At 65.7% G+C, this 14,921-nt stretch carries 14 protein-coding genes; 12 read left to right on the forward strand and 2 right to left on the reverse strand.

The genetic code is table 11. The features are described from left to right. Window positions 1-169 precede the first annotated feature (169 nt). The 10 genes from tssA to tssH are packed head-to-tail and all read left to right on the forward strand — an operon-like array spanning window position 170 to window position 11,675. Entirely contained in the window at window positions 170-1,255 is a 1,086-nt protein-coding gene (tssA, locus tag CVS48_RS06650; protein ID WP_242001349.1) for a type VI secretion system protein TssA, read from the forward strand. A 39-nt stretch (window positions 1,256-1,294) separates the two neighbouring features. After that, a complete protein-coding gene (tssB, locus tag CVS48_RS06655; RefSeq protein WP_100853752.1) occupies window positions 1,295-1,843 on the forward strand; it encodes a type VI secretion system contractile sheath small subunit in 549 nt (182 codons plus the stop codon). Between the two features lie 30 nt (window positions 1,844-1,873). Then, entirely contained in the window at window positions 1,874-3,376 is a 1,503-nt protein-coding gene (gene tssC / locus CVS48_RS06660; protein WP_100853753.1) for a type VI secretion system contractile sheath large subunit, read from the forward strand. A 50-nt stretch (window positions 3,377-3,426) separates the two neighbouring features. Then, window positions 3,427-3,912 carry an Hcp family type VI secretion system effector gene (locus CVS48_RS06665; RefSeq protein WP_167400955.1) on the forward strand — a complete coding sequence of 162 codons (486 nt, stop codon included), beginning with the start codon at window positions 3,427-3,429 and terminating at the stop codon, window positions 3,910-3,912. 12 nt (window positions 3,913-3,924) lie between these two features. Further along, window positions 3,925-4,743, forward strand: coding sequence for a type VI secretion system accessory protein TagJ (locus CVS48_RS06670; RefSeq protein WP_100853754.1), 819 nt, complete (start codon window positions 3,925-3,927; stop codon window positions 4,741-4,743). Beyond that, entirely contained in the window at window positions 4,743-5,303 is a 561-nt protein-coding gene (tssE, locus tag CVS48_RS06675; protein ID WP_100853755.1) for a type VI secretion system baseplate subunit TssE, read from the forward strand. Before CVS48_RS06670 ends, tssE begins: the two co-directional genes overlap by 1 nt. Next, window positions 5,303-7,243, forward strand: a complete 1,941-nt coding sequence (gene tssF / locus CVS48_RS06680) for a type VI secretion system baseplate subunit TssF (protein ID WP_100853756.1) — start codon at window positions 5,303-5,305, stop codon at window positions 7,241-7,243. Before tssE ends, tssF begins: the two co-directional genes overlap by 1 nt. A 30-nt stretch (window positions 7,244-7,273) precedes the next feature. Further along, complete coding sequence (locus CVS48_RS06685; RefSeq protein WP_100853757.1) at window positions 7,274-7,930, forward strand: DUF3540 domain-containing protein; 657 nt, start codon at window positions 7,274-7,276, stop codon at window positions 7,928-7,930. A gap of 4 nt (window positions 7,931-7,934) precedes the next feature. Continuing rightward, window positions 7,935-9,041, forward strand: a complete 1,107-nt coding sequence (gene tssG, locus CVS48_RS06690) for a type VI secretion system baseplate subunit TssG (RefSeq protein ID WP_100853758.1) — start codon at window positions 7,935-7,937, stop codon at window positions 9,039-9,041. A 15-nt stretch (window positions 9,042-9,056) separates the two neighbouring features. Then, window positions 9,057-11,675 (forward strand): type VI secretion system ATPase TssH, encoded by a 2,619-nt coding sequence (gene tssH / locus CVS48_RS06695; protein ID WP_100853759.1) that lies wholly within the window; start codon window positions 9,057-9,059, stop codon window positions 11,673-11,675. A gap of 10 nt (window positions 11,676-11,685) precedes the next feature. Here the strand turns inward: tssH and CVS48_RS06700 are convergent, their stop codons facing one another. After that, window positions 11,686-12,462, reverse strand: coding sequence for an FHA domain-containing protein (locus CVS48_RS06700; RefSeq protein ID WP_100853760.1), 777 nt, complete (start codon window positions 12,460-12,462; stop codon window positions 11,686-11,688). 27 nt (window positions 12,463-12,489) lie between these two features. Continuing rightward, a complete protein-coding gene (locus tag CVS48_RS06705) occupies window positions 12,490-12,861 on the reverse strand; it encodes a TssQ family T6SS-associated lipoprotein (RefSeq protein WP_100853761.1) in 372 nt (123 codons plus the stop codon). Window positions 12,862-12,979: 118 nt separating this feature from the next. On the opposite strand from CVS48_RS06705, the gene tssJ reads away from it, so the two are divergent. Together tssJ and tssK are read left to right on the forward strand one after the other, a co-directional pair. Further along, window positions 12,980-13,549 carry a type VI secretion system lipoprotein TssJ gene (gene tssJ, locus CVS48_RS06710; RefSeq protein WP_100853762.1) on the forward strand — a complete coding sequence of 190 codons (570 nt, stop codon included), beginning with the start codon at window positions 12,980-12,982 and terminating at the stop codon, window positions 13,547-13,549. A 36-nt stretch (window positions 13,550-13,585) separates the two neighbouring features. Beyond that, window positions 13,586-14,920, forward strand: a complete 1,335-nt coding sequence (tssK, locus tag CVS48_RS06715) for a type VI secretion system baseplate subunit TssK (protein ID WP_100853763.1) — start codon at window positions 13,586-13,588, stop codon at window positions 14,918-14,920. The last annotated feature ends 1 nt before the right edge of the window (window position 14,921 follow it).

Raw genomic sequence — 14,921 nt, forward strand, 5'->3', positions numbered from 1 at the left:
CAGGGCGGAAAGTGTGCATTTGTTTAGTGCTTGTTAGCTGCTTGTAAGAAAAATCTGAAGTTGTGAGTTGTTCGTTGCATACGGAAAGACGTGCCTAGAATTCTCCCTTCCGTGAAGCAGCGCGGAGCGTAGTGGTTGGTTCCAGGCAGCATCCCCAGGCATCTAAGCAATGACTATGGACTTCGCCGATATCCTCAATACACTCGATTCACGTCTGCCCTGCGGGGAAGACCTTGAATACGACGCTGACTTCCTGCAGTTGCAGCGAGCCGCGGCCGGCCGGGACGAACAGCAGTTCGGCTCGACCATCATCGCCGCGCAGCCGCCTGACTGGCGCGAGGTCGAACGCCTGGCCCGCGCGCTGCTTGAACGCACGCGAGATCTGCGCGTGATCGGCCTGTTGACCTGTGCCTGGACCGAGATCCGCGGCCTGCCGGGTTACGCAGACGGGCTGGCGCTGGCCGTCGACACCCTTGAACGCTATTGGGAACCCGTGCATCCGCGTCTGGATAGCGTGGGCGAAGACGATCCGATGCCGCGCATGAACGCGCTGGCGGCGTTTGGCGATATGCAGGGCTGCGCGCGCAGCGTGCGCTCGGCGAGCCTGGTCAATGGTGTGCATGGGCAATTGTCCTTGCGCGAAACCGAGGCGTTGCTGGATGGCAGCCGCCAGGATGCCGAATGCTATCCGGGCGGGCGTCCCCGCGTGGTCGCGCGCTTGCGCGAAGCCTGGGCGCAACGCGAAGCCGATGTGCTGGCGCTGGCCTCCGCCGCGGATGCGCTGCGGCGCATACAGAAACTGGTGACGGACAAATTGGGCCCCACGTGGACGCCTGATTACACCGCTGTCCTGCGCACGCTGAATGTCGTGCTGGATGCCGCGCGAGATGGGCCGCAGGTGTCCTCTGATGCGGCCGGAATGTCTGCGCCGCCGCAAGCCGCCCTCCAGGATGACTCGGCGCAGGCGTCTGACGCATCCGCCAGCGGAGCTGCACCCAACACCACATCCAACGCCGACGTGCGCTGGCAGGACGCGCGCATTCAGTCGCGGGACGACGCCATGGCCATGCTGAGCAAGGTAAGCGCGTACTTCGAGGCCAACGAGCCCGGCCACCCCGCGCCCTATCTGATCCGCCGCACCCAGCAACTCATTCCGTTGAGCTTTCACGACATCATCAAAAACCTGGCGCCCCAAGGCCTTGAGCAATTCGAGGCATGGTTGCCGCGCGACACGGAGAGCCGGCCGGATTCGTAGGGCGGGCCAGCCCCCACATAAACAAGAGGAGACAACACCATGGCGACCAGCCTGAAAGGAAGCGGCCAGAAGTTCATTGCCAGAAACCGCGCGCCGCGTGTGCAGATCGAGTACGACGTGGAGATCTATGGCGCGGAGCGCAAGATCCAGTTGCCCTTCGTGATGGGCGTGCTGGCCGACCTGGCCGGCAAGTCCGAAACGCCCCAGCCCGAAGTGGGCGAGCGCAAGTTCCTGGACATCGATATCGACAACTTCGACGAACGCATGCGTTCGATCCAGCCGCGCGCGGCGTTCCAGGTGGACAACACGCTGACCGGCGAAGGCAACTTGAACGTTGATATCACGTTCGAGAGCATCGACGATTTCTCGCCGGCCACGGTTGCCAAGAAGGTCGGTGCATTGAACGAGCTGTTAAGCGCGCGGACCCAACTGGCCAACCTGCTGACCTACATGGACGGCAAGTCGGGCGCCGAGGAACTGATCGGCAACGTGCTCAAGAACCCCGCGCTGATGAACGCACTGGCGGCCGCACCCAAGCCTGAAGCAACGCCTGCATCCGACCCCGCAGCCACGGACCCGGCCGCCTAGTTCCGCTTGAACCGCTTTTCGGAGAATGCCATGACCGCAGTGGCCAAACGCGCGGACGCGCGCGCTGTCGATACCCTGGACGCCGACGACCTGTCCGCGCTCCTGAAGAAAGAATTCAAGCCCAAGACCGAGCAGGCGCGCGAGGCGGTGGAACACGCCGTGCGCACGCTGGCGCATCAGGCGCTTGAGAACAGCGGCGTCGGGCTGTCGTCGGATGCCTACCGCACCATCCAGGCGATCATCGCCGAGATCGACCGCAAGCTGTCCGAGCAGATCAACCGTGTGATGCACCACCCCGAATTCCAGCAGTTGGAGGGCGCGTGGCGTGGCCTGCATTACCTGGTCACCAACACCGAAACCGACGAGCTGTTGAAGATTCGCGTGATGAGTATCTCGAAGGCGGAGCTGGGGCGCACGCTCAAGCGCCACAAGGGCGTGGGCTGGGACCAAAGCCCCATCTTCAAGCGCGTGTACGAAGAAGAGTATGGCCAGTTCGGCGGCGAGCCCATCGGCTGCCTGGTGGGCGACTACCACTTCGACCACAGTCCGCCCGATGTGGAACTGCTGGGTGAGATTGCCAAGATCTCGTCCGCCGCGCATTGCCTTTTCATTGCCGGTGCATCGCCCAACGTGATGCAGATGGATTCGTGGCAGGAACTGGCCAACCCGCGCGACCTGACCAAGATCTTCACCAACACCGAATACGCCGCCTGGCGCAGCCTGCGCGAGTCCGAGGACTCGCGCTACATCGGGCTGGCGATGCCGCGCTTCCTGGCCCGCCTGCCTTATGGCGCGCGCACCAATCCGGTGGACGAGTTCGACTTTGAAGAAGACACCGACGGCGCCAACCACGACCGCTACACCTGGGCCAATTCCGCGTACGCGATGGCGGCGAACGTGAACCGCTCGTTCAAGTTGTACGGCTGGTGCACGTCGATCCGGGGCGTGGAGTCGGGCGGCGCGGTGGAAAACCTGCCCTGCCACAGCTTTCCCAGCGATGACGGCGGTGTGGACATGAAGTGCCCGACCGAAATCGCCATCAGCGATCGGCGCGAGGCCGAGCTGGCCAAGAACGGCTTCATGCCGCTGGTGCATCGCAAGAACTCCGACTTCGCGGCCTTCATCGGTGCGCAGTCCTTGCAGAAGCCGCACGAGTACTACGAGGCCGATGCGTCCGCCAATGCCAAGCTGGCCGCGCGCCTGCCGTACCTCTTTGCGTGCTGCCGGTTCGCGCACTACCTGAAGTGCATCGTGCGCGACAAGATCGGCTCGTTCCGCGAACGCGACGACATGGAGCGCTGGCTGAACGACTGGATCATGAATTACGTGGATGGTGATCCGGTGAACTCGTCGCAGGAAACCAAGGCGCGCAAGCCCTTGGCGGCGGCTGAGGTGCAAGTGCAGGAAATCGAAGACAACCCGGGCTATTACTCCGCCAAGTTTTTCTTGCGGCCGCACTATCAGCTTGAAGGGCTGACGGTGTCGCTGCGGCTGGTGTCCAAGCTGCCTTCGCTTAAGCAGAACGAAGGCTGAGCCTCAGACGAGATGGGCGCAGCCGCGCCCGATAACTTCAGGAGACAGATGTGGCTGTGGATATGTTCATGAAAATCGATGGCGCCAACGGCGAATCCAAAGACGCCAACCACAAGGACTGGACGGATATCGTGTCCTTCTCGTGGGGCGCGACGCAGCCGGGCAACCTGGCCAGCGGCGGCGGCTTGGGGGCGGGCAAGGCCAGCTTCAACGACCTGCACGTGGTGGCGCGTATCGACAAGGCGGCGCCCGCCGTGATGAAGCACTGCGCCAGCGGCAAGCACCTGGGCAAGATCGAGCTGTCCATGTGCAAGGCGGGCGGCGAGCAGATCGAGTACTCCAAGATCACGCTGGAAGACGTAATCGTGTCTTCGGTGCAGATCTCCGGCGACCGCAGCGCCGAAGGCGTGGTGGTGAACTTCGCGTTCCAGGCAGCCAAGGTCAAGCAGCAGTACTGGGAGCAGACCGAAAAGGGCGGCAAGGGCGCCGAAAGCCTGGTGGCTTGGGATATCAAGCAGAACAAGGAAGTCGGTTAGCGCGGAGCCTCCATGTCTATAGTTGCCGTTCCTTTCGGCGCGATCAGCCTGTCTGGCCAGTTGGACGAGGTGCAGGCGCAGATTCGCCGCCGGCCGGCCGACGCGGACTTGCGCGCGCAATTGTTTCAACTGCTGGTGGTGCAGGGGGATTGGGCGCGCGCCGCTGAACAACTGAGCGTGTGTGGCGCGCTGAGTGCGCAGGCGCGGCCGATGATGGCGCTGTACGCCAGCGCCATCGCGGCAGAGCGCGAGCGCGAAGCCGTGCTGGCGGGACAGGGCCAGCCGGTCTTGCTGAGCGAAGCCGATGCGTGGATGCAGGCCCTGATGTCGGCATTGAGCCAGGATGAGCGCGGACCCAAGGCCCAGGCCGCCGATCTGCGTGCCCAGGCCTTGCAGGACGCCACGGCGGGCGCGGGCCGGCTGCAAGGGGTCATGCAGGACGCGCCGCTGCCATTTCAGTGGATCTGCGACGGCGACAGCCGCCTGGGACCCGTCTTCGAGTTCCTGGGCGCGGGGCGCTACGTGTGGCTGCCCTTCGCGGCGCTCAAGCGGGTGCGCCTGCTGGCGCCGGAAGGCCTGTGCGACCTGGTGTGGGCGCGCGCCGAGATCGAACTGCTTGGCGGCCGCACGCTGCAAGGCTTGGTGCCGGCGCGCTATCCGCCCGCGCCGGGCGCTCGCATGATCGACCTGCCTGACGCGGTCAAGCTGGGACGGGTGACCGAATGGCGGCCGCTGTATGCCGACACCTATGCGGGCGAGGGCCAGAAGATGTGGCTGACCGACGTGGGCGAATTCGCGCTGCTCGACCTTCGTAGCCTGGAGCTTGCGTGATGGGCCACGCCGACGATACCGCCCGTTGGGAACCCCTTGCTCGCGCGCCGCGCACCCCGCGCGCGGCGCGGGACCGTCTTCAGCCGTCATTGCTGGATCGCTTGATGGACAACGAGCCGGCGCGTCGCCAAGAGCCGCGCGACAGCGCCATGCTCACGCATGAGCAGTTGCGCGCGGCCGTGTTGCGAGATCTGCGCTGGCTGCTGAACACGGTCAACTTGCAGACATCGCAGGATCTGTCGGCGCATCGTCCTGTCGCCACGTCGACGGTGAATTTCGGCGTACGCGCGATGGCCGGAAAACGCATGTCGGAGATCGACTGGATCGACGTGGAAGAGTCCATCCGCAATGCAATCTCTGCGTTTGAACCGCGCATTCTGGATTCCTCGGTCGAGGTGCGCTGCGTGACGGACACGGGCACGCTGGAACATCACAACGTGCTGAGCCTTGAGATCCGGGGCATGCTCTGGTGCGTGCCGCATCCGCTTGAGTTCCTGTTCCGCACGGATATCGATCTGGAAAGCGGCCACATGGATCTGCGCGATCTGGGCGGACTCTGATGGACGCCCGTTTACTGGACTACTACAACCGCGAGCTCGTGTATCTGCGCGAGCTGGGAGCGGAGTTCGCGCAGGCGCACCCCAAGGTGGCGGGCCGCTTGGGCATGAACGCGACGGAAGTGGCGGACCCGTATGTTGAACGTCTGCTGGAAGGCTTCAGCTTTCTGACCGCGCGCATCCAGATGAAGATGGACGCGGAGTTTCCGCGCTTCTCGCAGCGCTTGCTGGAAGTGGTGTATCCCAACTATCTGGCGCCCACACCGTCGATGGCGATCGTGCAGTTTTCGCCCAGCATGAACGAGGGCACGCTGGCGGGCGGCTTTGAACTGCCGCGCGGCACGCTGCTGCGTGGCCGCGTGCCGCGTGGCGAGCAGACGCCTTGCGAGTTCACGACCGGGCACGCCGTGCGCCTGTGGCCGCTGCAAGTCACCCAGGCCGACTTCACCGCCACGCCGCAGGATCTGCCGCTGGCGCGCCTGGGCCTGGCGGGCCGGACCGGACGCGTGCTTAGCGCGCTGCGCATCCGCATCGAAATCGGCGGCGGCCAGCGCCTGGAAGACCTGGATCTTGATCAACTGGTGTTCCATCTGAACGGGCAAGATCTGCAGATGCAGCGCCTGCTGGAAGTGTTGATGGGGCATACGGTGGCGGTGCTGGGCCACGACACGGCGCGGCCGGTGGCGTGGATCAACAAGCTGCCGGCCGCCGCCTTGCGTCACGAAGGGTTTGCGGATGACCAGGCGCTGTTGCCGGGCGATGCACGCGTATTCCAGGGCTATCGCTTGTTGCAGGAATACTTCGCCTTTGCGCAGCGTTATCTGTTCTTCAGTGTGAATGGGTTGAAAGCGGGCTTGAAGACGGGGGCGAGGGCGGGCGCGGGCTCACCCGGCGCGGCGCAATCGCCATCGCAAGGCACGCCACGCGACACCCGCGCATTCGATCTGACCTTCCTGTTTTCCGTGGCCGCGCCGGAACTGGAAGGGGCGATATCGGCCGACAACCTGGCGCTGCACTGCGCACCGGTGATCAATCTGTTCCCCAAGCGCGCGGACCGCGTGGCGATCACGCCGCGCACGTCCGAGTATCACGTGGTGGTCGATCGCAGCCGCCCTTTGGACTACGAAGTGTTCGGCGTCACGCGCGTGACCGGTCACGCCTCCGCGCAGCAACAAGAGCAGGAGTTCCGCCCGTTTTATGGATCCCTAGGCAGCGACCCGGATGACTACGGCGCGTACTACTCCGTGCGTCGCGAGCCCCGGCTGATTTCGGACACCGCCCAGCGCAACGGCACGCGCACCGGCTACACCGGCAGCGAAGTGTTCCTGTCGCTGGTGGACCGGCACGAAGCGCCGTTCTCTGGCCAATTGCGCCATGTGTCGCTGGAAACGCTCTGTACCAATCGGGACATGGCGATGTTGTTGCCCTTGGGGACGGACACGGACATGACACTGCGTGTGTCGGCGCCCGTGCGCGCGGTGAAGGTGCTGCACGGCCCCACACGCCCCTGCGCGGCGCTGGCCGAGAACGCCGCCACCTGGCATTTGATCAGCCACCTGGGCCTGAACTACCTGAGCCTGACGGACCTGGACACGGAGCAGGGCGCGCAAACGCTGCGCGAGATGCTGCACGTCTACGGCAACCTGGCCGACCCGGTGGTGCGCAAGCATATTTCCGGGCTGCGGCATGTCAGCGCCAAGCCCGTGTATCACCGCCTGCCGGTGCCGGGTCCCATCGTGCATGGACGCGGCGTGCGCATTGCGCTGGAAGTGGACGAGGGAGCCTTTTCCGGCATCAGCCCGTATTTGTTTGGCGCCGTGCTTGAACAGTTTTTCGCGCGCCATGTCTCGATCAACATGATGTCGGAGCTGGTCTTGTCGACCCTGCAGCGCGGCGAGCTTGCCCGCTTCAAGCCCCGCATGGGACGCCGGCCCGCGGTCTAGGCCGGCACCCCTCACGAACCGGAGCGCATTATGAAATCCGCTGTTAGCCTGAACCGTATCGCGTATGACCCCGTGCATCTGCTGGGCGAAGTGCTGCATATTGAACCCGACGGCCGCTACGCCATTGCGTGCGATGGCCGCACGTGGATTGCGCAGCGCGCCGCGAGTTGCCTGCTGGCGCCGCAACCCGGTGATGAAGTGCTGATCAGCGGGCCGGACCCATCGCGCGTGTATCTCATCGCGGTCACGGTGCAGGCGCAGCCCGCGCGAACGACGCTGGAGGCACGGGGCGACCTGGTGTTGCGATCACAGGACGGCAGCGTGCGCGTGGAAAGCGCGGGCGAGCTTACGTTGCAGGGCCAAGATGCCGTGCGCGTCCGCACCGTCGAATACTCGGTTGAAGCTGCCGACGAACGCCATGCCTGCAAGCGTGTGCGCATGGTTGCCGAACAGTTGCACGCCACCATCGGCGAGACGCGGCTGGTGGGCCGGAACTACGAAGCCGTGCTGGACCGCATGACGCTCATGGCGCGTCTGTCGATGCGCAGCGTCAGCGAGGTAGACCAGTTGCGCGCGGGCTCCATTGATTTTCAGGCCGACCAAAGCGCGCGGCTGCATGCGTCGTACACGCTTGTGACGGGTTCCGACCTGGTCAAGGTGGACGCCAAGCAGATACACATGGGGTGACGCGGTGGACGTCACGCAACCCGTCGCCGATCCGGTTTCCCCCAGCGCCGCTGCCCCGAACGAGGCGCAGGCGCAGTGGTGGCGCGCGCTGGAACGCGAGCCCTATGCGCACGACCTGTTCCATGCCCTGCGCTGGATCGACGCGCATTGCGGCGCGCGCAAGCCGCTGGGGCGCGACACGGTGGCGCGTTATGAGCCCGTGCGGTTGCGGCAAGAGCCGTCGATGGCGTTCGCGCCGTCCACCGTGGCGCGGGTGCGGGCGGCCCAGGGCGACCGGCCCGCAGAGGTGTCGATCTACGGCTTCGGCCTGTTCGGCCCGAACGGCCCCTTGCCGCTGCATCTGACGGAACATGCCCACGAACGCATGGCGCATTACGGCGACCGCACGCTGGCCGCCTTTGCCGATGTGTTTCATCACCGGCTCATCCTGCTGTTCTACCGCGCCTGGGCCGACGCGCAAAGTACGGTCAGCCTGGACCGCAAGGATGCGCGCTTCACGCGCTATGTGGCCAGCCTGCTCCACATGGGCGAGCCGTCCATGCAGCGGCGCGATGCCGTGCTCGACCATGCCAAGTACTTCATGGCGGGGCATCTGGTGCGCCAGACCCGCAACCCGGAAGGCCTCAAGCACATCTTGCAAACGTTCTTCGGCTTGCCGGTGCGCATCCGCGAATTCGTGCCGCAATGGATACGCCTTGAACCCGAGCAGCGGCTTGGCCTTGGCAGCGCGGTGGGTTTGGGGCGCGACACGGTGCTGGGCGTGGCGGTGCGGGATGCGCAGCACAAGTTCCGCATCGAGATCGGCCCGCTGGCCTTGGACGATTACAAGAGCTTCCTGCCGGGCGGCCCGCGCGCGCAACAACTGACGCATTGGGTCAGGCATTACATCGGTGTGGAGCTGGCCTGGGACGTGCGCCCGGTGCTGCGTGCGCAAGATGCAGGCGGCGTGCGCCTTGGCGCGCCCCGGCCGTTGGGGCTGTCGGCGTGGCTGGGCAAGCGCCGGCCCGCGCAGGGCGATGCCGACGACTTGCTGCTGGACTATGAACGCCGGGAACAAACCCCAGCACGTGGCCGCTCGCCGGCTCAACCTTCCAGGACACCACGCGCTTGAACGCGCCATGACGCCATGTCGGATATCGGTCGTATCGAACTCTTCGGAAAGCTCAATCCGCTGCTCTACCAGGCACTGGAGGGCGCGACCGCATTCTGCAAACTGCGCGGCAATCCCTACGTGGAGCTGGTGCATTGGGTGCATCAAATTCTGCATGCCCAAGACAGCGACCTGCATCGCATCGCACGCGCGTTCGAGCTGGACCTGGGGCAATTGCAAGCCGACCTGACGGCCGAGATGGACCGCCTGCCGGCCGGCGCCGGTTCGGTGTCCGATCTATCGGAACATATCGATCACGCCGTTGAGCGCGCGTGGGTGCTGGGGTCCTTGCGTTATGGCGCGACGCGCATCCGCAGTGGCCATCTGCTGGCGGGCCTGGTCAGGACCTACGCGCTGCGTCACGTGCTGTTGGGCATGTCACCCCAGTTCTCGCGCATCGTGCCGGACAAGCTGCTTGAGCAGATGGATGCGATGGTGCAGGGTTCGCCGGAAGCCGCCACCGCCACGGACGTGGTTGGCGACGATGCGCCGACGCAGGGTAAGGACCTGGCCGCGTTGGAGCGCTTTGCGGTTGACCTGACCGCCAAGGCCCGCGCGGGCGAGATCGACCCCGTGTCTGGTCGCGATGAAGAGATCCGCCAGATTGTCGACGTGCTGATGCGCCGCCGGCAGAACAACCCTCTGCTGGCCGGAGAGGCGGGCGTGGGCAAGACCGCCGTGGTGGAAGGCCTGGCCTTGCGACTGGCCGCGGGCGATGTGCCGCCGCCCTTGCGCGATGTGTCGCTGTATCTGCTGGACATCGGCCTCTTGCAAGCGGGGGCGGGCGTGAAGGGCGAATTCGAACAACGCTTGCGCAGCGTGATCGATGAGGTCCAGGCAAGCGTGCGCCCCATCGTGCTGTTCATCGACGAGATCCACACGCTGGTGGGCGCGGGCGGCGCGGCCGGCACGGGGGACGCCGCCAACCTGCTCAAGCCCGCGTTGGCGCGTGGTCAGCTTCGCACCATCGGCGCAACTACTTGGTCGGAATACAAGAAGCATATCGAAAAGGACCCCGCGCTAAGCCGCCGATTCCAGGTGGTGCAAGTGCACGAGCCGGACGAAGCGCGCGCGTTCAACATGTTGCGCGGCCTGGCCGAGACCTTGCAGGCGCATCACGGCGTGCTGCTGCTGGACGAGGCGATCACGGCGGCGGTGAGCTTGTCGCATCGCTACATCCCTGCGCGGCAATTGCCCGACAAGGCGGTGGCATTGCTGGATACGGCCTGCGCGCGCGTGGCGATCAGCCAGCACGCCGTGCCGCCCGCGCTGGAGGATGCGCGCCGTCGCATTCAGGCGCTGGAGACCGCGCTGCGCATTGCGCGGCACGAAGTCCATCTTGGCGCGGGCGACGCGCAGCGCGTTGAACGCCTGAAGGCGGAACTGGCCGAAGCGGTGCTGGCGGAAGCGACGTTGGCGTCTGGCTGGGAGACCGAACGTGAGTTGGCGGCAAAGGTGTTCTCGCTACGCGAGACTTTGAACGCGCCGACGGCGCCGGCTTCCGAACACGCAAGCACACGGCAGGCCTTGGCCAGCGCCGCGCACGCCTTGGTCAGCGGCCAGGGCGAGGCGCCGATGATACATACCGCCGTGGACGCGGCGGCGGTGGCGGCCGTGGTGGCGGACTGGACCGGCATCCCCGTGGGCCGCATGGTGCGCGACGAGGCACACGCCGTGCTGGCCCTGGCGGACACGCTGGAAAAGCGCGTGATCGGCCAGCGTGATGCGCTGGAGGCGGTGGCGCGCCGCATCCAGACATCGCGCGCCCGGCTCACCGATCCGGGCAAGCCGGTGGGCGTGTTCCTGTTGTGCGGTCCCAGCGGCGTGGGCAAGACCGAAACCGCGCTGGCCCTGGCCGAAGCGCTGTATGGCGGTGAACAGAACCTGATCACCATCAACATGAGCGAGTTCCAGGAGTCGCACACCGTCTCCACGCTCAAGGGCGCGCCGCCGGGGTACGTGGGCTACGGCGAAGGCGGCGTGTTGACCGAGGCCGTGCGCAGGCGGCCCTATTGCGTCGTGCTGCTGGATGAAGTCGAGAAGGCGCATCCCGACGTTCATGAGATTTTCTTCCAGGTCTTCGACAAGGGCTGGATGGAAGACGGCGAAGGGCGCTACATCGATTTCCGCAACGCCGTCATCATCCTGACGTCCAACGTGGGCACGGAGCGCATCGCCGCGCTTTGCCGCGACCCGGCGCTGATGCCGGACGCCGAAGGCTTGGCGGCGGCATTGCGTGAACCCTTGTTGCAGGCATTCCCGGCGGCGCTGCTCGGTCGACTGGTGGCCGTGCCTTACCTGCCGCTGTCGGACGACATGCTGGCGCGCATCGTGGATTTGCAGTTCGATCGCGTGCGCCGCCGCCTGCAAGAGCACCATGGCGTGGCGCTGGACGTGGCGGAGGATGCGACGGCGCTGGTCGTGGCGCGCTGCACGGAAGTGGAGTCTGGGGCGCGCATGGTGGACGCCATCCTTACCAACACGGTGCTGCCGCAGATCAGCCGCGAACTGCTGGGCGCGTCCATGCAGGACCGCAAGCTGCAAGGTGTGCGCCTATCCGCCGCTGACGGGGAGTTTCGCTATGACTACACCTAAGCGTGTCGTGCTAGCGGCCCTTGTCGTCGGGCGCTTTCTTCACGGGCGCGGGGCGCAGGAAGCCACCGATCTCGCGCAGGTGATCGGAGGCGGCGCGGCCGTCGGTGGCCTCGCGCGGCCCGCGCAAGGCGTCGTCCACGGGGTGGGTCCGATGTTCAGCCAGCGGGTCGTGGGCGGGCAGGGTGGACGGCGTGCCGTCGGTGAAGACACTGGGCGAGCCGTCACCGGGCGCGTCGAACAGGGCCAGCGGATCGGTGACCGGGCTCGACACCATGGCATCGCCGCGTGGCAGATGGCGCAGGGGGTCAACAGGGTTGCGCGCGGCGGCGGAATCCAGGTCGAAGGGGTGGGTGGACACGTCGGGTGCGCTGCCCACCGGCAAGGTGCCCGGGCCGATCAGGTCGCTAAAGATGTCCTCGGTAGCCGTGGCGGCCACGGGTTCGGGATCGGCCGCGGCCATGACGGCTGCGGTGGCGGCTTCCGCCCGCAAGCGGTAGGCGCCGATTTCCAGTTCATCGCCCGGGTTCAACGGCACCTCCTGATCGCGCGCGACAAGCTGCCCGTTGACGCTCACCGCGCTCATGCTGCTCAGGTTCATCAGGAAGCCCGTGGTGCCCGCGTCATGGATGCGGATGGCCGCCTGCACGCGGCAGATCTCGCGCGTGGCATCGGGCAGGGAAAGATGGTTCTCGGGGCTGCGTCCCACCGTGCCACCGGGCGCCGTGAACTCGGCATGCATGGGTTCGAAGGCCGGATCGCCGGCATGTTGGAACACGGTGAGCTTCATGCCTATCTCCTGGGCGCCGGCGGCGCATCAACGGGTCTGGGCTGCCTTGGCCGACTTGAAGACCGGGCCCCATTGGGGATGCCCCGCTTCGTTGGGAGCAAGTTCGAACGAGGGCTGCAATTGCAGGATGCGGGTGAAGCTGTCTTCGCAGAGTTGGTGGTAGCCGATGACGCAGTAGCTAAAGGCTTGAAGCTTCAGCGCCTCGACCCGAATGGACGTGGGCGCGGAGGCCAGGGCATCGGACGTGGCCACGGTACGCGCCACGTCGCCAAAGCGGCTGGCGGCGTATTCGTCGCGAACCTCTTGCAAGGCATCGGCGGCTTGCGGCGACGGCGAGGAACTACAGGCCGCAAGCACCGCAAAAATGGCAATCAGACTGAGACGGACGGGCTGTTTCATGGCACGGGCGTGTCGATTCACGACGAATTGGCTTGGATATTCCGCCGATGATAGCGGCCCTGCGCCCAGGGGTTGCGTCGTGGCGTAACAGACGTGTGGGTTTTATTTCCGAGGGCTTATGAACGCTTTTTTTCACCGGACAAGCTTGGCGGGAGGGTGGCCCCAGGGGCGTTGGCGGCGCATTGCTGCTTGCCTGGCCGTGGGCGGGCTGCTCGTTGGATGCTCGTCCACCGCCAAGCGCGTGCCGGCGCCTTACGCCATCGAACTGCGTGCCGACCCGAAGGTGAACGCCAACGCCAGCGGCAGGCCTTCGCCGGTGCAGGTGACCATCTATGAATTGAAATCGGCCAGCACCTTCGAAGCCAGCGACTTCTTCACCTTGCAGGCCGATGCGCGTGCGGCGTTGGGCACCGAGCTGCTGAACACCGAGCAGGTGATCTTGCGGCCGGGTGATACCAAGGTGCTGCATTACCCCGGCAACCCCGACGCGCGCGTGGTGGGGGTGGTGGCGGCATATCGGGACCTTGAGCAAAGCAAGTGGCGCCTGCTGGTGCAGCTACCCGAACCGCAGAACACGAATATCTACAAGGTCTGGCAGTTTTCGCCGAATGAGGAGACGGTGAAAGTCGCGGTGACGCGCGCCGGCCTGGAAGAAGTGGACCGCAGCCGTTCGTGGTGGCCCTTCTAGCAGCAGAAAATCAAACGAGAACAAGAGAACCTGAGCATGGTGAGCAGAGACAAAGTGATTTGGTCGGAGGGTATGTTCCTGCGACCCCAGCATTTCCAGCAGCTTGAGCGGCATGTGCTGCACGCGGCGACGCGGCAGCGCGCGGCGGCGCAAGGGTTCTTCTGGGGATTTTCCCATCTGTCCTTGGACCGAGATGCTCTGGCGATCGGCAAGCTGGTGCTGACTGAAGCCACGGGCGTCATGCCCGACGGCACGCCGTTCGACTTTTCTGACCCCGCCGCCGCGCCCGCAGCGCTCGAGGTGCCGCCGCAGGCACGCGATACGCGCGTCATGCTGGCGATTCCGCGTGCACGTCCCGGTGCAACCGACGTGATCTACGAAGGCGAAGAGGACACCTTGGCGCGCTATCTGGTGCACGAGGCCGAGGTCGAAGACACCGGCTCGATGGGGCTGGAACCCGCCCTGCTGCAACTGGGCCGTCTGCGGCTGCGTCTGATGCTGGAAGACGAATTGACCGACGACTGGCTGGGCCTGGGCGTGGCGCGCGTGGTGGAGCGTCGCCAGGACAACCGCGTGGTGCTGGACGACGGCTACGTGTCGCCGTGGCTGGCGGCGGGGGAGCACCCGGTGCTGCGTGGGTGGGTCAACGAGCTCTACGGCCTGCTGGGTGCGCGCAGCGAGGCGCTGGCCGAGCGTTTGTCGCAGCCGGGGCGCGGCGGCGTATCCGAAGTGTCCGACTTCATGCTGCTGGAAACCGTCAACCGTTACGTGGGCGCGCTGTGGCACGCGCGCCAGAGCGCCGCGCTGCACCCCGAACGCTTGTTCCATGACTGGCTGATGCTGGCGTGCGATTTGTCCACGTTCACGTCCACCACGCGGCGTCCGGAAGGTTTGCCCGAGTACGCGCACGACGATCTTCAAGCCACCTTCGCACCGCTGATGCACGAGCTGCGCCGTTCGCTGTCGGCGGTGCTGGAGCAGCGCGCGTTGCAGATCCCGCTGCAAGACCGGGGCCAGGGCGTGCGGGTGGCGCAGATCACGGACCCCGAACTGCTGCAAACCGCCGGCTTCGTGCTGGCGGTGCACGCGGACATGGGCACCGATACCGTGCGCGCGCGCTTTCCCGCGCAGGTCAAGATCGGCCCGGTTGAACGTATTCGCGATCTGGTGCACTTGCAGCTACCCGGCGTGGCGGTGCGCGCGTTGCCGGTGGCGCCGCGCCAGATTCCCTACAGCGCGGGGCACGTGTATTTCGAACTGGATAAAAGCGGCGACTTCTGGAAGCAGTTGGAGCGCACCGGCGCGCTTGCGCTGCATCTGGCCGGCGACTTTCCCGGGCTGACGATGGAGTTCTGGGCGTTGCGGGATTGAA

Origin of the sequence: Achromobacter spanius (assembly GCF_002812705.1) — a bacterium.
Taxonomy (GTDB): Bacteria; Pseudomonadota; Gammaproteobacteria; order Burkholderiales; family Burkholderiaceae_B; genus Achromobacter; species Achromobacter spanius.